Consider the following 19,774-nt stretch of genomic DNA (forward strand, 5'->3'; position numbering starts at 1 on the left):
TGACAGAAGATCACCGGGATCTTCTGTCACTTTTATATTCAGCGTAGTGGCAGAACCATATCAGCAGTGCCATCCTCAAAATGAATATCGACGGCAAAGCCCATTTTTTGTGCTAGGGTTAGCATGCCGCGGTTTGTGGGCATCGTCATTCCAGACATCTGGAGTGTGCCTTTTGAGCGACAATAATCGATGATTTTACGCATCAGGATTTTGCCTAATCCTTTGCCTTTCAAATCGGAGCGAATCAATATCGCAAATTCTGCATCGGTATTTTCATGATTGATTAAAGCCCTGGATACGCCAATGATTTCGGAGGTTTCCCCCTCACCACTAATCGCGACAAAAGCCATTTCTCGGTCAAAATCGATTTGGGTCAGATTCGCTAATGCTTCATGATTAAATTCGCCCACATCAGAAAAAAATCGCTTATAGAGATCTTCTTTAGATACTTTTTTAATAAAAGAGGCATGTTTGGGTTCATCTTCAGGCAATATCGGGCGCACCATAATCCACTCACCATCACGAGCTTGACAGCGTTCTTCCAGCTCGGTTGGATATGGGCGAATCGCTAAACGGTTTTGAGCATCTCCATGAAATTTACGCAATACGAGATTAGCATCGAGAATGGTGAATTGATTTCCATTGACCAGCAATGGATGAATATCAAGTTCATGCACTTCTGGACATTCGATCACCATCTGTGAAATGCGCACTAAAAACTCCGATAAACCTTCAATATCAATAGGCACAGGAAGTTTTTGCAGGCGAATTTTGCCACTACGGATGGCTCGTACAATGAGATAACGAGCCAAGGTTGTGTTGAGTGGTGGTAAAGCGGCGGCGGCATCAAGCGACTCATCCCATTCGGATCCTCCTTGACCCAACAAAATAACAGGGCCAAAAGTCGCATCTGTTTTTACTTTGATCCTGAGCTCTTCGCCTCCAGCCAACTTAGCCATGCCTTGAACTAACAAACCATGAATATTGGCTGACGGATAAGAGAGCTGGGTTCGATCGAGTATTGCTTGCGCCGCATTTGCCACTTCAATCCTATTACGTAAATTCAGCATAACGCCTTGCACATCCGACTTATGGACGATATCAGGCGAACGTAATTTCACGGCAACAGGGTAGCCAATCATCTCCGCGATATGGACAGCTTCTGTGCTATCAGAAGCAATCCATGTTGGTAACACATTAAAATTAAAACATTTCAATAAGGTGCCAATTTGGTGCGTATCTAAATTGATGCATTCATGTTCTCCCAAATGTTCTTCTATCCATAATTTTGCAGTTTCCATTTCGGAGGCGTGCACAACTTCAGTGGTCGTTGGCGTTTCCATTAGGTGTTTTTGGTTGCGCCGGTACTCGACAAGGTGCATGAATGCAGTAACTGCACTTTCTGGAGTACGATATGTTGGGATCCCAGCCTGATTAAAAATGCTACGTGCAGGTTTAGCTGAGAGTTCACCAGACCAATTCGTAAGGATGTTAAAGCGTTTAGTTCGCGGATGTTTTTGAATAGCCTCAACTAATGCAAGCGCTGTCTGTTCTGAGTGAGCAATCGCAGAGGGACTATGCATGATCAAAATGGCATCAATATTTTCGCTTTCCAGCAGAATATTAAGTGTAGCGACATAACGTTGGTGATCCGCATCGCCGACGATATCGATCGGATTACTGTGTGACCAACTTTGTGGGAGTGTTTGGTTCAGTTTTTCGTAAATGAAATCTTCGAGTTGTGCTAGTTTTCCGCCACGCTCCAATAGAGCATCGACGGCCATAATCGCAGGTCCGCCTCCATTGGTAATGATCGCGAGCCGCTCTCCTCGTAATGGGACAGAGTGAGTTAAGGTTTCAACGGCAGCAAACAATTCGTGGGTATTATTTACCCTTAACATACCTGTACGACGAATCGCAGAGTCGTAAATAATGTCGAGCGTATCATCGCCCCCCGTGTGCATTTGTGCGGCTTTTCTTCCCGCTTTAGTACGCCCACCTTTTAGCACTAAAATCCTGCGGTTGCGTGATGCCGCTCGGGCAGCAGACATAAAGCGCCGCGCATCACGGATCGTATCGACATAAAGTAAAATCGCATCGGTATGCTTATCGGTGCTCAATGTATCCAATAAGTCAGCAAAATCGACGTCACTGGCATTACCTAAAGAGATAAAAGCTGAAAAACCTATCCCTTTGTCATTGGCCCAATCCAGAATAGTGGTACACACCGCCGCCGATTGTGAAATAAAAGCAATGTTACCTTTGAGTGCTGAAACGGGTGAAAATGAGCCATTAAACTGAATCCACGGTAACATTAAACCTAAACTGTTAGGTCCAAGAATGCGCATTCCTACAGGCTTAGCCACTGCGATACATTGTGCTTGGTACTCTTCGCCTTGTGCATCCAATGAATACATGTCGGAAGACAAAACGATGACCTGTTTAACCCCTTTATCGGCCAATTGCTTAAACAGAGTGACATTACGCGAAGCATGCGTACAAAGAATCGCGATATCAGGGACAATCGGTAGGTCAGAGATCGTTTTATAAGCTAACACACCACAAACAGAAGGGTAGTAAGGGGTAACGGGCATAATGGCGCCATCAAATCCACCTTGCAGTAAGTTTTTCATGACGATATTGCCAGCTCGAAAAGGCCTAATAGAAGCGCCGATGACCGCAACAGATTTGGGTTTAAGCAGTTGATTCAAGTGATTCATACGCTGCTAGCCTTATTGAATGTCTGTCTATATGGTAACCAATTCTTGTGAGCTCTGTTGGTCAGGAATAGACCTCTGTGATCGAGTTTACAGTTCCCTTTAACTAGTTTGTGCCATAAATCACAGGATAGATGCATATATTGACGCTGTATGCTTGATTCTCTCGGTTGCAATGTGCATGATTTAAAGCACTTTGTACCTAAGGCATGACTAAAGCTATGAAAAAAATCGCAGTTATTGGGCTATCGGCACTTCTTGCAGCTTGCGCATCTGGTGATTACACCACGGACGTCAAGACAGAAAGCCATCGCGAAGAGTTCGCTGTGGCAGCTGTTGAACAACCGATCATTTCAGAAAACGGGGCAGCAGAAGGCATCTCTGAACAGAATGTTGAACAAAACGTCATTAAAATGACCCCAACAGATAACGAGAAGAAAGTGGTGAAAATGAGTCCTCAGGCTAAACCTGCAGTCTCGATCACACCGCCAACGGCAAAACAAGTTGCTATGAATCCTCGTTATGGTTTCACCATTCAGGTCGTTGCCGTTGGTGCACAAAGCAAAGTCGATCAATTTGCCTCGAAACTTCCTAAAAATGGTCAACCTATTTGGGAAAATTACAAAATGGTCAATGGTACAAAATGGTACACCGTGCTTTATGGTGATTACGCCACTCGTCAAGAAGCAATGGAAGCCATTACCATGCTACCGAGTGAACTCCGCGGAATGAAACCGTTTGTTAAAAGCATCGATTCCATTAAAAATTCTGAGTTTCCAACACTCAACAAACTAAACTAACCTTTTCTTTAAGGGGCTTCTAGCCCCTTTTTTGTTTGTTCTATGAGCAGTTGAATACGGTTTTCGTGATAAACGATAACATTGACTGTAAGTTCATTTTGAATGGACTATCATAGCCATCAATTACTACTTCGGTGTCACGGAAAGATCAATGACTAAGACGACAATCCTACTTTTGTGTGGTGGTGGCTCTTCTGAGCACGAAATCTCACTGGTATCTGCTAACTACATCCAACAACAACTCCAACTGACACCTGAATTCGAAGTGATTCGTGTCGAGATGAAAAAAGAAGGGTGGTTTTCCGAGCAAGGTGAGCTAGTTTATCTCGATACCAACAGCGCAACGTTAAATGGTGAAAGTTTCTCTTCCCCGATTGATTTCGTGGTTCCTTGTATTCATGGCTTCCCCGGAGAAACGGGAGACATCCAATCCATGCTTGAACTTGCGGGTATTCCATATTTAGGTTGTGGTCCTGAAGCCAGTGCAAATAGTTTTAATAAAATCACATCAAAACTGTGGTATGACGCGTTAGACATTCCAAATACTCCGTATCTTTTTTTAACTCAAAATACGTCTGACTCGATTAAAAAAGCTCAACAAGCTTTCAAAGAGTGGGGCAGTATTTTTGTTAAAGCTGCTCGTCAAGGTTCTTCTGTTGGATGTTATAAAGTGACAACAGAAGAACAGATTGCCCCTGCGATAGAAGCTGCATTTGGTTTTTCAGAACAAGTTTTAGTTGAAAAAGCAGTAAAACCAAGAGAGCTTGAAGTCGCTGCCTATGAGATGAATGGTCAATTGCATATTTCAAAACCTGGTGAAATCATCGCACCAGAAGATGCATTCTACTCATATGAAGAAAAATACAGTGCAAGCAGCCATTCTCGTACTGTAATTGAAGCGGATAACTTAACTAACGAACAGCGTGAATTAATTCAACAATGCGCAGAACGTGTTTTCATTCATATGAAATTACGCCATCTATCGCGGATTGATTTCTTCCTAACGCAAGACGATCATATCTATCTCAATGAAGTAAACACATTCCCTGGTATGACTCCAATTTCAATGTTCCCCAAAATGTTAGAACACAATGGCCATCGGTTTAGTGCATTTTTAGCAGAATGTGTTACGAGCACATTGGCAGCCAAGGCTAAATAATTACCGATCCGGTGTGACATTGTCACAAATCGCCTTTCAGCATGTACTTACAGAAGTAGCGAAAGGCGATAACTACCTGATAAGTGCCGTAACAAGCATGAGATAACTCTCTGTAAGCTAACGAATTAGCGACAATAAACTTGATTACCTGAGATATAGAATTATTATTTAGGTAACGTCAACAAAAAAGCAGAGTGTATATGGCTGTTGCAATTTATCGAGGTTTTAATCTTCAGTCGGCGGATAATTCGGCTGAAGTGTGGCAAGTTAGGATCAAAAACCGAGTACTAACGGGCAATTTAGCTGCAGTAAAGAAAAGTATTGATTGGTTTTGTGATACCGCATCAATCATAGATCCTAAAGAGTTTGAGTCTATCGGTCAGAAGCGCGAAGTTACTGCAGGTGCTCAAGAGCAATTCAATGGTTTTACCATCAAGAATGATACCGGTGAAGCTAACGAGTGGTATTGCTTTTTCAATGGCCGTTTAATCAAAGGTTCTAAAATTGCCATTCAAAAACATATCGAAGCTTATGTGGTTGCTCGACAAAAAGCGATGCAGCAACAGGCACAACATAAAAGATAGAAAGTGAATTATGACACTGGTTTATTCAACAGAAGTTGGGCGAATTAAGCCTGAAGAAGTAAAAACTGAGCGTCCGAAAGGCGACGGCATAGTGCGTCTTTTACGCGAAACTAAAGGACGCAAAGGTAAAGGTGTAACAATCATTAAAGGCTTAGATGTCGATGATGCCGAACTCAAACTATTAGCGGCTGAGTTTAAGAAAAAATGTGGGTGTGGCGGTGCAGTGAGAGACGGTGACATCGAGATTCAAGGTGACGTGCGAGAACAGCTCAAAACGTTAATTGAAGCTAAAGGATTCAAAGTAAAATTAGCGGGTGGTTAACCCGCTTTTTTATGCCTGCATTTCATGACCAATACTACTTAATGACCAATAGCAATCAAACAAATAATCATACTTAGCATAGTAGATGATAAATATGATTATTAGGTATTTTATGGTAAATAGATTTATGTTTAATCTTGGTAGCTCTGGTAGGGAAATCCGTTTGTGTTCTTACGTGGTTGATATTTTATTTAACATAACATACATAATACGCGCTAAGGTGTTTTGGTTTATGGATGATTTTTGTAACAGATTTCAACTGCCATAAAGAAGCATTTATGACAGTTGAGAACGATTATCGCGGGTTTAGTTTAAGGCTTGGTGACTCTGCTCTTTCAGCAAGTGCGCTTTGAGCAATGGCTGCATCTCGATAAACGACAATACGCTTTGCAAGTGCTCGATTTGAGACTGCAGACGCTCATAATTAACTTCCTGTTTAAGTTGATTGTGAATAAGCCCGTAGCTGTCCTACCAGTTACGGGCGTTGTCTTTAGCGTTCGAGTAATGACGCCAAGTTACGAAACGGATTATCCGACTCGGTTAAAAACTGTTGTTGATGGTTCGGCGCAGCCACCAAGATGCGTGAGCCGATATCGAATGCTGCAACGACTAATGCTCTATCGCTGAGTTCCTGAGCTTGGAGAACGCGAACCGCTTGACGACGATAAAGCTTGAAGTGCTTGGCCGTCTCTGGTGTTTGTGTCCAGAACGTTCCAGACGACCCACGAACCGCATGTAAAAAGTCGTCTTTCGTTGGGTTGTGTATGAGCCATCCTAAAAACGGTGATTCGACCGGAACACCTGCGGCCAGTTTGATTTCGGTGACGCTTGGCTCTTTCATAGTTCAGCCTCAAGCGGTTCGATGATCATGCCGAACTTTTTCAGCTCCAGACCACCGAAGTTATTAACAATGTAGCTAGCGCTACCTGAATTCGTATTATCCGACATTAGATTACGTGCTCACTTTGACAGAACGATGCAGCAAGCAGCCCATCTGATGCAAGTGAGGCCGCCAGTGCTTGCGCAATGGTACTGACGGCTACCACTCAACATAATGACGCGCCACATAATGCGCACTGCTAGGTAAACAAACAATAGTCCTTAGAACTTGTGACAACGCAACATTACTAGGATTTTATGCTACCTAAAAAACAAGGCTCTCCAGTGTGTAATTTAATTACAAAAACACTATCAAAGCACCACCAAGCCCCAAAGCCATCAGAATAAAAAACTATCACAACTCATTGTTTTTTTGGACATATAATCATGAACACTTCTTTGGAAGCGAGGTTATGGAAAGTGCTCGTGCTTGGATGATATTGATTCTGATATGTGGAGGTTTGGAAATGACAAACAATCACCACCGCTAAAAGCGGTGGTTTAGGGATGACAATAAAAAAGGCACTCATAGAGTGCCTTGGTCTTGTTGCTTTGCTTTTTCCTGTCGGATTTTTTGAGCAATAATTTTTATTGCTTCTGCTGTGCTGACACCTTCCGTCATTAGCTTTTGAATTTGTTCAACTGCAGCTTGTTGCTCTGCATGAGTTAAAGTAGGTAGATCATCAAACATAAAAAAGGCTCCTCAAAAAGGAGCCATACTATAAAGAGATGCTTAGTAACTCGCAAGAAAGTTCACGTAAGCTCCCATAGCATTTTCATTGGTATAACTAGCACCGACATCTAATTGAAATAGGTTTAGTGGCGACAAGCCAATACCTGCAGTGACCGTTCCTTCCGTATTATCGTAAGCGAGGTTTTTGTTGTACCCTGCCCTCAATTTTAATTGGCGCATAATATCGATTTCTCCCCCTACACGGATCATTTGTGTGTTGTCTTTGAAATCTTTATAACGTTCTTCTTCATTGAGATCGTAATCAACACTCAAGGTAAAATAATCAGCAACGATACCAGCACCTAGAGTGTATTGAGGCTTCATGTCGTAAGTATATGAGATGGGATTTCCAGACACAGCGGAGTTAATGGTCTTTGTTTTTATTTCACGCGAGATTAAGTTGGTTGCAGAAAAGCCTATACGTACAGGTCCATAAAACCACAGAGCCCCTGCATCCATATTGAAAATCGTTTCACCTGTCCCATTGTCTCGAAGATCTTTGATATCGTAACTATTTAAACTAGCTTCATAAACATAGGTATAAACGCGTTGTAACTTTGGGGTTACACCAAAAGCAATATGTTGACCGAGGAAGGTTTGATATTTTGCTAAAGTAATACCTAATTCGGTAACACCAACCGATACAGCATTAATTGAGCTGGCCTTAGCACGATCAAGTTCGCAAAGATCATCTGAACAAATCCGGCTATCAATAATTGGTGAGACAAAAGATTCCGTGTATGCCTTACCAAATACATTGGCAGATATAAATTGATTTGGGATTGCAAAAGCCACAACACCACCAAGTTCAGCATTGAGCACATCGCCTTCCATCGAGGTTAGGCTCTTATTCAACTCACCTATATTGCTATAATCACCTTTAGAAGTTTGGTTAATGATTTCGGAAACTTTATCTAAATCGGTAATCAGATCATTAGGATCGTTATAAGACAAGCCTATACTTGGTAAAATCATACCCACATCATCGTTACGACGATAGATAGCGACTAGAGCTGGGTTGTAAAAAGGGCCAGTAAGAAAGTTTCCCGAAACTACTCCTACGCCGCCCATTGCATCACCACGTGCTTCAACGGCATAATTTGCACTAAACGCTAATGGAGATGTTAAAACCAATGAAAAACCAACAGAAAGAGAGAATTTTTTCATAGTGATTAAGCCTGTCGTCCTTTTTCTTTTATAGCGGCATATTGTCCAATATCTTCAACTATTCCTCTACATTAACATCGTAAGTTTTGCTAATAACCTGAGATTGCTCAATAGTCAGTGGTCCTTGCCAACGTTGATGCATCATAGACACTGTGACAATGTAACGGTCTGAGGGTAACGATACATTCTCTAAATTGGTGGGATAATCAGATTCGTAACTTTCACTCCAAATCTGTTTATAGTTGCCATCTACATGATCAAATACAGAAATAGATAACTTAGGTAATGGACAATGTGGGTTAAGCAACTGAGTTTTTTGTATTTTCCACTCATCTTTTGATGTCCAACGCACAACTTGTTTGGCAATGGTGTCACCAAAAACAACCCAAGAACTCCACGATTCTTGATCTGCCGCTGTAACATCAATCCGGTATAGTCCTGAACCAAGGGGACTCGTTAAGTTATAACGTTGAGCATAGCTATAAATCCCAGACGATGTGACATTGTCACTACGATTGGTAAAAGAGCTGTCGGTTGAAACCACTTTATCAACCCACTTGGTTAAGCGAATATCAACAATTGGTACCTTACTCTTGGTGTCGATGGCGACTTGATAAGCATCCCGCCCTGGGCTTTGCACATCGACTCGTCTAATCGTTACAGATTGAATCCAATCAGGAAATGGCTTGTTATCAAGGCTTTTTCCACAGTCCACCGTTAATGATTGAATCAGTAGATCATTCAAGTGGTTTTTCAGGTTTTTATTTTTCTCGAGCTGCCACACTTCAACTAATGAGCTGAACATATTTTCCAGATCATTATTTAATAAGTGTTGGTGCGCTTGAGTTAAGGGCGTGTTTTTTTCAAACCATCCCGTCGCGTCAGCCAATGCAGGTGTACTTAACAGTACACCTAACAATAAGAACGTATTGGTTCCTGATATAGCCATAGTTACGCTTTCATTTTGTAGCCAACACCACGTAATGTTTCAATTTCTAAGCCTGGTAATTTTTGGCGCAGCTGTAAAACGTGAGTATCTACCGTTCGGGTTGTCGGGAAATGGTTGTAACCCCAGACATGGTCGAGTAACTCATCACGAGTAAAAACTCGGCCTAAATTACTGGCTAAAAACAGCAAGAGATCAAACTCTGTACGTGTAAGCGTGATTGATTCACCGTTGAAGAAAACTTCGCGAGTCGCTTTATCAATCGTTAGGTTAGCCGTTACCACTTTGCTATCATCTTGCCCATTGTCAGGTGAACGAAGCTGCGCACGAATACGAGCAAATAATTCAGCTTCTGCAAATGGCTTTGTTAAGTAGTCATTTGCACCCGCATCAAGCCCAGTTACTTTATCTTTAACGGTCACTAAAGCGGTGAGTAAAATGACCGGAATGTCTTTTAGTTTCTTCCAATCCATTAGATGTTGAACAGAATCACCATCAGGCAATTGACGATCAAGAATGACGAGATCAGCCTTGTCCCAATGCTGTTTCACATCGGCAATGGTTTCTGCATGTAAACAGTCATAACCGGCTTGCTCTAAACTGACCAGTAAGCCATCAGCGAGGTTCTTATCATCTTCAACGAGAAGCAGTGTCTGTTTCACAAGGTATCTCCAAAATAAAAGTAGTCGGGGGACCTTCAAGCGACATTTTGCCGCCCATACGTCCCACCATCGATTCAACAATGGTCAAACCAAGGCCTAGCCCGCTTTTGCTTACAAACGGTTTACGCAAATGCCGCCAATCACGATGTGTTAGCGAGCCTTGGTCCGTCACTTTAAAGGTGACTGAGTTAGTTTGAGTAATCACTTCTAGAGTGACGGGAGCAACGCCGTATTTGACAGCATTACGCAATAAATTATCCACACAGGTTCCTAACCAATACACATTCAGTTTGGCTGCGACATCTTGATTCAGTTTTAAAGCAACATTGCCACTGAATTCTTCTTCGACTTTATATTGTAGCCACTCTTCAACTGAAGGCACCCAGTCAGAAGCTAAGGGTTTACTATCAGACTGTAAATAATCTTTGCTGGCTTCGGCCAATTGGCGTAAACGTCTTGAGTCTTCACATAGACGGCGAAATTCATCGTACAAAGATTCTGGCAAATGCTCAAACTCGCGGCGAAATCCCTCTACAGTGAGTGACAGACTCGCGATCGGAGTACGTAATTCATGGGTCAAGATTTGCAAAATCAACATTCGGCTGCGCATTTCTTGGCGCTTGGAATTCCAACGATAACCAGACCAGCCTAGCACAAGGAGAATATTCGCGATAACCAGAATGATCATGCTGGTACGCAGGAGATCCGAATGATCTTCCACATTCCAGCAAATATTCCCACGTTGGATGAAGCACGTATTGTCAGTAGAGAATAAGCTATAACTCAATCCGGCCTTATTCGCATTGGTTAGCCAAGCCTCTTCATTAAAAAGATAGTAAATATCCCCTTTTCGTAACCACAATTCATTACCAGAACCAAACATTGATGCACCTGCAATCAAGGCATTGATCGAGTCTTCGCTCATATTTTGCAAATGGTAGAGCAATGAACCTTCGGGTGCATTAGGGCGCTCTTGAATGTGCATGTAGGGTAGCAAATTAGCAAATTGCGCTGGGTATTTCTCAGCATAGCGAAAGGCGTAAGTTCCTCCCCCTGGATGAATCAAACCGCTGCGAGCAAACCAGCGAGGAGAAAGACTAGAGCCTTTACACAGTGAACGGGTAAAAACCAGTGGCTCCGTGATCAGCGGACTTAATGGGAGTTTACCTGTACAACCTTGTGATAGCTTATAAAGCAGTTGGATATCTTTCAGTGGATATTCCGATGTCTGCGGTAACATGCTGTCAGGTGTCAGTAAACGCGTTGGGAAATCGGTTTGAATTGAACGAATATCATAAGACGTCGTCGCTGAATTGTAGTCAAAGAGCGATACGAACAGATCGATGCGCTCAGGAAGCGAATCGGCATAAACGATGTTCGGCAGTATGGCAAAGCACAAGCTTGCCAATGTTAAATTAAGCGCTCTGATCAAAGGATTACTTGGTTTTACTAGCATGCAAAAACTATAACGCATTATCCGGTAAAGAGATATTCAAGTGTTATATTGATGTCAATAATGGCAATAGCCAAAATAAAGAAGCCAGCGTGATGCTGGCCTCTTCTTTTAATGGTGCTGATTTTAAAGTGCTTTAGCGATTGCGTCGACACTCTCTTTTGCATCACCAAACAACATCATCGTGTTCTCTTTAAAGAACAATGGGTTTTGAACGCCCGCATAACCGGTATTCATTGAGCGTTTAAAGACGATAACATTTTTCGCATGCCACACTTCAAGAACAGGCATACCTGCGATTGGACTGTTTGGATCTTCCAATGCAGCAGGGTTTACCGTGTCATTGGCACCGATCACTAGCACGGTATCGGTATCAGTGAAATCGTCATTGATTTCATCCATTTCCAATACGATGTCATAAGGCACTTTGGCTTCGGCTAGCAACACATTCATGTGACCAGGTAAGCGTCCCGCAACGGGATGAATACCAAAGCGAACCGTAACACCTTGTGCGCGCAGCTTTTCGGTAATTTCATACACGGGATATTGTGCTTGAGCCACCGCCATGCCATATCCTGGAGTAATGATCACCGACTTCGAATTTTTAAGCATTTCCGCGACTTCTTCAGCGCTGGTTTCACGATGTTCACCTTGTTCTTCATCGCTGCTGATCACCACTTCTTGGCCAAAACCACCTGCAATAACACTGATAAACGAGCGGTTCATTGCTTTACACATGATGTAAGAAAGAATCGCACCTGATGAACCTACTAATGCACCAGTCACAATAAGTAGATCGTTAGCCAACATGAAACCTGCTGCTGCTGCTGCCCAACCGGAATAGGAGTTCAGCATCGAAACGACGACTGGCATATCCGCGCCACCAATAGAAGCCACAAGATGATAGCCAAAAGCAAAGGCAATCAGCGTCATCACAATCAGCGCAAACAGGCTACCATCTACATTCACAAAGTGGATGAGTAATAGACCGGAAATGACAAGCGCTGCCAAGTTTAGCTTATGTTTGTGTGGAAGATTTAATGGTGTCGATTTAATGATGCCGCGTAGCTTGCCGAAAGCAACAATCGAACCTGTGAAAGTGACAGCACCAATAAAAATGCCTAAAAAGACTTCAACTAAGTGAATCACATGCTCTGCGTGCGTTGCCGCCTCTGGAGCATCAATATAGCTGTTGAAACCTACCAATACGGCAGCCATACCCACGAAACTGTGTAGTACGGCTACCAGCTCTGGCATTTCAGTCATTTCAACTTTCTTTGCATAGTGGATACCAATACCACCACCAATCACCATCGCTAATAATACCCAAGCCACGCCTTGTGCACTTGGGCTAAAAATGGTTGCCAGTAAAGCAATCGCCATACCAGCAATACCATAGTAGTTACCCATACGAGCTGACTCTTGTTTCGATAAACCCGCCAAACTCATGATGAAAAACACAGCAGCAACAATGTACGCTGCTTGTACCAATCCTGCAGACATTGCGTACTCCTTTAGTGTTTACGGAACATTTCAAGCATACGTTTAGTGACAGTAAAGCCACCAAAAATGTTGATGCTTGCAATCAAAATAGCGATACAGGCGAGGAACGTGACAATGCCACTCCCCTGTCCAATTTGCAGTAACGCGCCCACCACAATAATCCCAGAAATCGCATTCGTGACAGACATCAAAGGTGTATGCAGTGCATGGGTCACATTCCATACCACGTAGTAACCCACCACACAGGCAAGCACAAAAACAGTGAAGTGACCGAGGAAAGCCGCAGGCGCAACAGAAGCAACCCAAGCAAATAACCCAACACCAATGGCGAGACCTGCGACTTTTTTGACCGGAGAAGTCGGCTCAGGCTCTTTTTTCTGCACTTTAGCAGGTTGAGCTTTCGCTTTTTGTTGTGGCTGCGCTGAAACTTGAATCGGAGGAGCCGGCCAAGTCACTTCACCCTCTTTAATAACGGTGACACCACGCAATACCACATCTTCGAAGTTAATATCGATGTTGCCATCTTTTTCTTTACTCAACAGTTTGAGTAAATTCACTAAGTTAGTGGCATACAGTTGTGAAGATTGCGTTGGGAGTCGGCCAACCATATCGGTATAACCAATCACTTTCACGCCATTTGCAGTGGTGATCACTTGATCTTTGACTGTGTATTCGCAGTTTCCGCCATTCGCAGCCGCCAGATCCACAATCACACTACCCGCTTTCATACTGTCTACCATTTCTTTGGTGATCAGTTTCGGAGCCGGTTTGCCTGGAATCAAAGCTGTCGTAATAATAATATCGACATCTTTTGCTTGTGCAGCATAAAGCTCAGCGGCTTTGCGATTGAATTCATCCGACATCTCTTTAGCATAGCCATCACCTGAGCCCGCCGTCTCTTGGAAGTTGACTTCCAAAAATTCAGCGCCCATTGATTGCACTTGCTCTTTTACTTCGGGACGAACGTCAAAGGCACGCACAATTGCGCCCAAGCTTCCAGCTGCACCAATCGCCGCCAAACCGGCAACGCCAGCACCAGCAACAAAAACTTTCGCTGGAGGTACCTTACCTGCAGCCGTAATTTGACCTGTAAAAAATCGACCAAATTCATGGGCAGCTTCAACAACCGCGCGATAACCGGCGATGTTGGCCATGGACGATAGCGCATCCAAAGCTTGTGCACGAGAAATACGAGGAACCGCATCCATAGCCAGAACGTTGATCTTTTTGCTGGCCAGTTTTTCCATCAAAGCGGGATTCTGTGCTGGCCAAATAAAGCTGATTAACGTTGTTCCTTCTTGAAGGAAAGCCATCTCCTCTTCCAATGGCGCATTGACCTTGAGGATAAGTGGACAGGCCCAAATCTCTTCGCTTGAGACTATTTGGGCTCCTGCTGCGGAATAAGCCGCATCATCGAAACTGGCAAGCGCACCAGCTTTAGATTCGATACAAACCTCAAACCCTAATTTTATTAGCTGTTCAACCGAAGACGGTGAAGCGGCCACCCGCGTTTCTCCTGCGAGTCGTTCTCTTGGTACACCAATTTGCATAGCGGTTCCTTGACTATTGGCACAATGATTAACTGTTTTTATCGGACGATGACATGAACTGCAAGTTGTTTGTAATTCAATTACGAAGCTTGGTTACTTTTAATGTCAGGTAGAGGCTGATTGTGTGAACTCTGTTAGATAATTACAACGGTTTTCATACAAAGCAGAGGTCGAACCAGTGATGGTGATGTTCCATAAAAACAGTGAGTTACACGATGCCTGTGTTTGAAAAGTCACTTAGCATAGCCTCATGAGCATGAGGCATTCATGATTTCTATCAATATCTAGGTTGGTTACGAAAAAATCTGCCCAGACATTTGATCAATAAAGAGCTGAGCTTTTTTGAGCATAAGCTCTTCTGCATCGGCTTTGTTTGCCAACAGATCTGACCGAATAAAGCGATGAGTCTTCAGTTCACCGTTGATTTCTTGAGTGATTCGACCTGCTATACGAAACTGGCCGTTTTCCGCGATCGGTTCTTGGTAAATCATAAAACCTTTGTACTCAAATGGTTGAACCTCAGGCAATGCTTGTTGTTTGGTTTTTCCAAAAAGGCGTGAAAATAATCCCAAGTTGGCGTTTTCCTTATTTATGGTGCTGAACTTTATTAACGATTGGCGTTTCAAACCACTCTAATTCGGCGTCGTCATCGAAACGGGCATGAGTAAAAATAACCGGCACATCGTAATCTCGATTCTGACGCCGATCATTAACTATCATGGATTCAGCAGCTTGAACAGCGATCAACGCATGATCTTTTAGGATCACCAGTTTGGCTTCAGGCAGCGCAGAGAGAAAATCAATATCATGACGAATGTAGATCGGTCTTAATTGGCATAACGCCAAGCAAGCTAAGTCAGCTAATTGATCTTGATCGTAAACATCTGAATACTCTGGTAGTCCAAGAACTTGACCGACTAACGTTTCCATATAGTTGTGAACATCTTCACTCAATTGCATTTTTATCTCTCCGATATGACAGCCAAAAGCCTGCGCGCTCGAAATCTAGCATAGCTCTTACCGCTAGGTTTTGCGGTGCTGAGATTACTGTAGACGAATTTACAGTGGTTTATCTTTAATCAAGCGCACGCTTGTCACAATAAACTTACGCAATTAGCACTGTTTTCATCACTGAAGTGTAGTAAAAAGCTTGGAAATTCATGAAATCAAAGTATGCTTGGTAACAGTTTTTTAATCGTAGAATTATCATTAATTCAATGTAGAACCTCAGGAATTCATGTCTTCTAGCTTTGTTACTTCACCTTGGTTCCGTTTCGGTTTCCCTCTATTGCTATTGGCCACAATTTGGCTAGGCATGGATAACGTGGTGTTGGTAATAAAGTCGAATCTGGGCATGGCGTTGAATCTGCCTTATATCCTTTTTACAGTCTCATTCATCGTCGCTCATATTTTTAAGCAAAGCCGGATTGCCATGGTAGCGATGACAATGCTGTTGGCTTATGTGCTGATTCAAGTTCGTTTGCAGATTCCGCTCACAGAAAACTCAACCATGCTTGAGCTGATTATGCTAAGCCTACTGCTGCCCGTCGCCTGCTTCTTACCTTATGCTTATAAAAACTCAGGCTTATTTAGCCGCTCATTTTTCAGTTATCTCGCAATCTTACTCTTGTTTGCCTTTTGGGCGTGGTTAACTCAACTGCATATCGGTGAAACTGAACATTCAAGCCTTACTGAAAGCATTTTTTTTGTCGTCCCGCAAATCTCTCGATTACCATTGATTGTTGTCGCTTACTTAACTGCTTTAGTGGGAATCGCAGCGATATCGGTTCTAACTCGTAACCAAATCCTCGATGTAGTTGTATACAGCGCTATTCTATTGGCAATGAATGCTTTCGTGCTGTTCCACGTAGCTTACATTTCCACAACGATGTTTTCTCTGTCTGGCTTGTTGATTTTGATTTACTTAATTTCAGCGGGTCATGAAATGGCGTTTAACGATCCACTTACCCAAATTCCAGGCCGACAAGCCTTAGATCAGGACCTTAAACATATTGGTAGAAAATTCACTGTTGCGATGTTGGATGTCGACCACTTTAAAAAGTTTAATGACACCTATGGCCATGATACTGGTGATGATGTTTTAAAACTGGTGGCAACTCGCTTACGCCAGATTGGTGGTAAAGCCCGAGTTTACCGTTACGGCGGGGAAGAGTTTTCGATTATCTACAGAGGCAAACTGGCAAACGAGGTTATTTCCTTTATTGAGGATTTACGCCAAGACATTGAATCTTATGAATTAGTGATCCGAAACACCACAAAGCGCCCCAAAAATGATAACGAAGGTGCTAAGAAACGCTCACGAAAATCAAATAGTGACATTGTCACAATAACCATTAGTATCGGTGTTTGTGACTCCAGTCTGCACCGAAATCCTCATGAAGCATTGAAAGCCGCTGACGGTGCACTCTACAGTGCCAAACAAGCTGGTCGAAATTGCGTTAAATCGGCCAGTTAATCTTGGTTAAAGAACAGAACAATACTGCCCCCTTTGAAGGCACTACCATAGTTAAACGTTAAACCTAAACCAATATTATCAACCAGCTTCATTGCAAAGGGAGGGGTCATTAGCCACCCGATACTTGCTTCATAGTAGTTTGATGTTCCAAGAGGTTCTTGCGGTGTGCTTCCCAAATCAACTCGTTTAATACTGCCATAGAGCGATTGCACCGAACGTCCTAGCTGGGTGAAATCATAAACACCCGTTAACGTATTCGCGATATACCACCCTTCTGGGTTGCCAATATCGCCATTATTGGCTTTCCCCCAACCATAACCACCAAAATAATGCCATGCAGAGGACGCTTTCCAATGTCCCCAGCTTTTCTCTTCCTCATATTGGATTTTTAGATTGGCTTCCATCAGATTTGCCCACGCATACGTGTTCAACAATAAGCCATCGAAAGGTGAAAAGAGCGCTTTAAACAATGGATTGTTGTAAGTCACACTGTTTTGGTAGTAAAGCAAATGGGTGCCGACAGCGGGAGTCAGCGTCCAATTTTCGGTTAAGCGGTACTGGTAACGATAAAACATCGCTCCCCCTAAAACCGATTGACGATAACGCTCCTTTTCTCCTGAGCTTAGATTGGAAAGACTTAATTCATCGTCGATTACCGAAGCGGAAAGTCGGAAGAAGAGTTGATGTTGGTGATACGCATCTTCATCGCTTAGTGAAAGCGTGATTGGCAAAGTACTCGATTTGTATTTCTTACGGTTTTCAATCGATTCTGCGGTACCCAAATTATCATTATCGGTTTTAAACCAATCGTTAGGGTCAAAATTGTTAAACCCTGCAGTAAACACATCACTATCCGATAAAACAACGCTTGACGAAAATGCTTGTTCAAGCTGATCTTGAATAAAATCATAGCTTTCAGCTGTGGCAGAAACGGACACAGCAAGAAAACATCCACAGCTCAATCGTAATGACAACTTCATCAATTTTGACACCTACTTCACATACTGGTTGCAGATATTAATCAACTTAATACTCTTAAGGTACTGTTCTGAAGAAATTATTCTATTGAGGCCTGTAACCCTGCACCATCACTGCGAGGATCGGTGGCTACGTCTACCTCTCCCGCCGGATGTAAAACAATTGCCCCTGCGTGTCCCATCATTTCATTCTTTTCTGAAACCGAATGAATGGTGTGTCCCCTAGAGGATAGAATAGGATTCAACTCATCGGCTAATGAGGTTTCCATTCGTAGTTGAGTCGAGCTATCTCCCCATGTTCTTCCTAGTAACCACCGGGGTTTAGCAATCGACTCCTGTAGAGTCAGATCTTGATATAGATAACGGCTCATTAAACAGGCTTGTGTCTGGGGTTGTCCGTCTCCCCCCATTGTTCCGTAAACCATTCTTCGGCCATCGTTGAGCTGTGCGTAGGCCGGATTAAGCGTGTGGAATGGCTTTTTATTCGGCGCAAGACAGTTCCGGTTTTTAGGGTCTAATGAGAAACTTTGGCTACGAATGTTCCAAAGAATTCCACTAGAAGGCAGTAACACACCACAACCAAATTCCCAATAAATGCTCTGAATAAAACTGACCATCGTACCGTATTGGTCTACAGCCCCCATCCATACCGTATCACCTGCTTGAGTCTCTTTGGGCCAATGTGTTGCTTGATGTAACTGAATTTTTTTGGTCAGGGCATCGATTTCAGAGCAAGCGAGATACTCTTGTAACGCCGTCGGTAACCGTTTTTCATCGGTTATCGCATGATTGCGAACATCGAAAGCAATTTTCGTTGCTTCAATCAGAATGTGTACATGATCGGCTACCGATGTCGCTTGATGCACTAGGCGATCATACATACCCAAAATAAGTAGTGAAGCTAACCCTTGAGTTGGAGCTCCAAGGTTATACAGTTGACCATGTGATATTCGGCAGGTTAAGGGAGCACCCATCTGTGCGCGATGCTGGGAAAAATCGGCGAGTTTAAGTGGACTTCCTGCAGAATTTAACTCTTGCGCGATTTGTTTGGCTAGATCACCACGATAGAAACTCTCAAGGCCATCTTTCGCTAAATGCGAAAGTGTTGCCGCCAATGCTCTTTGCGTGACAATGTCACCTATAGCCAAAGGTTGCCGATTGGATTTCAAATAAACATGGGCAAAATCATCTAATTCCGCCAACCTTTCCCACGTTTTCTGGCTTGCGGCTGCAAGGCTCGGAGTCACTCGAATCCCCGCCTCTGCGGCTAAAATTGCAGGGCGAAGAAGATCATCAAGACTGATCCCGGAAGAGGATTGTTCCAACGCCATCTGCCAACCAGACAATGTGCCCGCCATAGTGAGAGCCGCAGCACCACCTTGTTGCGGCAAACCCGCCGAAGAGCAGTAATCGCTCAATGACAGATTATGGGCAGAAGCACCACAAGCATCAATGGAGATTGGCGGCTTATTTTTAGGGGCAATCAGCCAAAAACCATCACCTCCGATACTGTTCATATGCGGATATTGCACTGCAATCATTGCGGCAGCTGCAACCATGGCTTCACAGGCGGTACCGCCTTGACGGAGAATCTTTAAACCGACATCACTGGCTTTAAAATGTGGGGCAGTAAAAGCGACATTTGCCATTGTTCACCTCGTAAAAATGTTTACGAGAACACGTTAAATGTTTTGTATCAACTGGGCTATTGTACGTTGGTAGAAAATAGGGATATAACCGGAGGACTTGGAGCGGGCAGCGGGAATCGAACCCGCATCATCAGCTTGGAAGGCTGAGGTAATAGCCATTATACGATGCCCGCGCACCGAAGAGACGCTGCTAATAT

The 19,774-nt window shown here is 43.3% G+C and carries 18 protein-coding genes, 1 tRNA gene and 1 pseudogene; 5 read left to right on the top strand and 15 right to left on the bottom strand.

Annotation, left to right across the window (positions count from 1 at the left end; translation table 11 throughout):
• Positions 1 to 38 precede the first annotated feature (38 nt).
• A complete protein-coding gene (locus tag MKA69_RS16075; RefSeq protein ID WP_305848484.1) occupies positions 39 to 2,720 on the bottom strand; it encodes a bifunctional acetate--CoA ligase family protein/GNAT family N-acetyltransferase in 2,682 nt (893 codons plus the stop codon).
• A gap of 218 nt (positions 2,721 to 2,938) precedes the next feature.
• Between MKA69_RS16075 and MKA69_RS16080 the strand changes: the two genes are divergently transcribed.
• The 4 genes from MKA69_RS16080 (at position 2,939) to yciH (ending at position 5,582) form a co-directional block, all read left to right on the top strand.
• Positions 2,939 to 3,517 carry an SPOR domain-containing protein gene (locus tag MKA69_RS16080; protein WP_000717547.1) on the top strand — a complete coding sequence of 193 codons (579 nt, stop codon included), beginning with the start codon at positions 2,939 to 2,941 and terminating at the stop codon, positions 3,515 to 3,517.
• Between the two features lie 151 nt (positions 3,518 to 3,668).
• Complete coding sequence (locus MKA69_RS16085) at positions 3,669 to 4,676, top strand: D-alanine--D-alanine ligase (protein ID WP_305848485.1); 1,008 nt, start codon at positions 3,669 to 3,671, stop codon at positions 4,674 to 4,676.
• 200 nt (positions 4,677 to 4,876) lie between these two features.
• Positions 4,877 to 5,260: a DUF3319 domain-containing protein gene (locus MKA69_RS16090; RefSeq protein ID WP_000257353.1), complete on the top strand. Its 384-nt coding sequence runs from the start codon at positions 4,877 to 4,879 to the stop codon at positions 5,258 to 5,260.
• Between the two features lie 10 nt (positions 5,261 to 5,270).
• Positions 5,271 to 5,582, top strand: coding sequence for a stress response translation initiation inhibitor YciH (yciH, locus tag MKA69_RS16095; protein WP_055044946.1), 312 nt, complete (start codon positions 5,271 to 5,273; stop codon positions 5,580 to 5,582).
• Between the two features lie 306 nt (positions 5,583 to 5,888).
• On the opposite strand, the pseudogene MKA69_RS18245 reads toward yciH, so the two are convergent.
• From MKA69_RS18245 to MKA69_RS16145, 11 genes and pseudogenes are all read right to left on the bottom strand, one after another.
• Positions 5,889 to 6,008 (bottom strand): annotated as a pseudogene (locus tag MKA69_RS18245) (DNA polymerase III subunit alpha); the annotation flags it as partial.
• 64 nt (positions 6,009 to 6,072) lie between these two features.
• The gene (locus MKA69_RS16100) at positions 6,073 to 6,423 is read right to left on the bottom strand and encodes a hypothetical protein (protein WP_305848486.1); all 351 of its coding nucleotides are present in this window, start codon (positions 6,421 to 6,423) and stop codon (positions 6,073 to 6,075) included.
• A 564-nt stretch (positions 6,424 to 6,987) separates the two neighbouring features.
• A complete protein-coding gene (locus MKA69_RS16105; RefSeq protein WP_000459078.1) occupies positions 6,988 to 7,152 on the bottom strand; it encodes a YoaH family protein in 165 nt (54 codons plus the stop codon).
• A gap of 42 nt (positions 7,153 to 7,194) precedes the next feature.
• On the bottom strand, positions 7,195 to 8,361 hold the full coding sequence (locus tag MKA69_RS16110; protein WP_305848487.1) for a conjugal transfer protein TraF: 1,167 nt from the start codon (positions 8,359 to 8,361) through the stop codon (positions 7,195 to 7,197).
• Positions 8,362 to 8,419: 58 nt separating this feature from the next.
• Positions 8,420 to 9,310 (bottom strand): DUF2861 family protein, encoded by an 891-nt coding sequence (locus tag MKA69_RS16115; protein ID WP_305848488.1) that lies wholly within the window; start codon positions 9,308 to 9,310, stop codon positions 8,420 to 8,422.
• Positions 9,311 to 9,312: 2 nt separating this feature from the next.
• A complete protein-coding gene (vxrB, locus tag MKA69_RS16120) occupies positions 9,313 to 9,969 on the bottom strand; it encodes a response regulator transcription factor VxrB (RefSeq protein WP_000815042.1) in 657 nt (218 codons plus the stop codon).
• A complete protein-coding gene (gene vxrA, locus MKA69_RS16125) occupies positions 9,944 to 11,425 on the bottom strand; it encodes a sensor histidine kinase VxrA (protein ID WP_000960551.1) in 1,482 nt (493 codons plus the stop codon). The genes vxrB and vxrA overlap by 26 nt, the downstream gene beginning before the upstream one ends.
• A 123-nt stretch (positions 11,426 to 11,548) precedes the next feature.
• Entirely contained in the window at positions 11,549 to 12,925 is a 1,377-nt protein-coding gene (gene pntB, locus MKA69_RS16130) for a Re/Si-specific NAD(P)(+) transhydrogenase subunit beta (RefSeq protein WP_305848489.1), read from the bottom strand.
• A gap of 11 nt (positions 12,926 to 12,936) precedes the next feature.
• Positions 12,937 to 14,475: a Re/Si-specific NAD(P)(+) transhydrogenase subunit alpha gene (locus tag MKA69_RS16135; RefSeq protein WP_305848490.1), complete on the bottom strand. Its 1,539-nt coding sequence runs from the start codon at positions 14,473 to 14,475 to the stop codon at positions 12,937 to 12,939.
• A gap of 293 nt (positions 14,476 to 14,768) precedes the next feature.
• The gene (locus MKA69_RS16140; RefSeq protein WP_055029581.1) at positions 14,769 to 15,047 is read right to left on the bottom strand and encodes an HlyU family transcriptional regulator; all 279 of its coding nucleotides are present in this window, start codon (positions 15,045 to 15,047) and stop codon (positions 14,769 to 14,771) included.
• Between the two features lie 13 nt (positions 15,048 to 15,060).
• Positions 15,061 to 15,435, bottom strand: a complete 375-nt coding sequence (locus tag MKA69_RS16145; RefSeq protein ID WP_001177154.1) for a late competence development ComFB family protein — start codon at positions 15,433 to 15,435, stop codon at positions 15,061 to 15,063.
• A gap of 277 nt (positions 15,436 to 15,712) precedes the next feature.
• Between MKA69_RS16145 and MKA69_RS16150 the strand changes: the two genes are divergently transcribed.
• Complete coding sequence (locus tag MKA69_RS16150; protein WP_000098944.1) at positions 15,713 to 16,951, top strand: GGDEF domain-containing protein; 1,239 nt, start codon at positions 15,713 to 15,715, stop codon at positions 16,949 to 16,951.
• On the opposite strand, the gene MKA69_RS16155 is transcribed toward MKA69_RS16150, so the two are convergent.
• The 3 genes from MKA69_RS16155 to MKA69_RS16165 all read right to left on the bottom strand — a co-directional run bounded on the left by MKA69_RS16155 (position 16,948) and on the right by MKA69_RS16165 (position 19,750).
• The gene (locus MKA69_RS16155; protein ID WP_305848491.1) at positions 16,948 to 17,931 is read right to left on the bottom strand and encodes a Solitary outer membrane autotransporter beta-barrel domain; all 984 of its coding nucleotides are present in this window, start codon (positions 17,929 to 17,931) and stop codon (positions 16,948 to 16,950) included. The genes MKA69_RS16150 and MKA69_RS16155 overlap by 4 nt on opposite strands.
• A gap of 77 nt (positions 17,932 to 18,008) precedes the next feature.
• Complete coding sequence (locus tag MKA69_RS16160) at positions 18,009 to 19,577, bottom strand: gamma-glutamyltransferase family protein (RefSeq protein WP_305848492.1); 1,569 nt, start codon at positions 19,575 to 19,577, stop codon at positions 18,009 to 18,011.
• Between the two features lie 98 nt (positions 19,578 to 19,675).
• A tRNA-Gly gene (locus MKA69_RS16165) sits at positions 19,676 to 19,750 on the bottom strand.
• Positions 19,751 to 19,774 lie beyond the last annotated feature (24 nt).

The sequence above is a fragment of the Vibrio sp. AH4 genome (assembly GCF_030710545.1).
Lineage (GTDB): Bacteria > Pseudomonadota > Gammaproteobacteria > Enterobacterales > Vibrionaceae > Vibrio > Vibrio metoecus.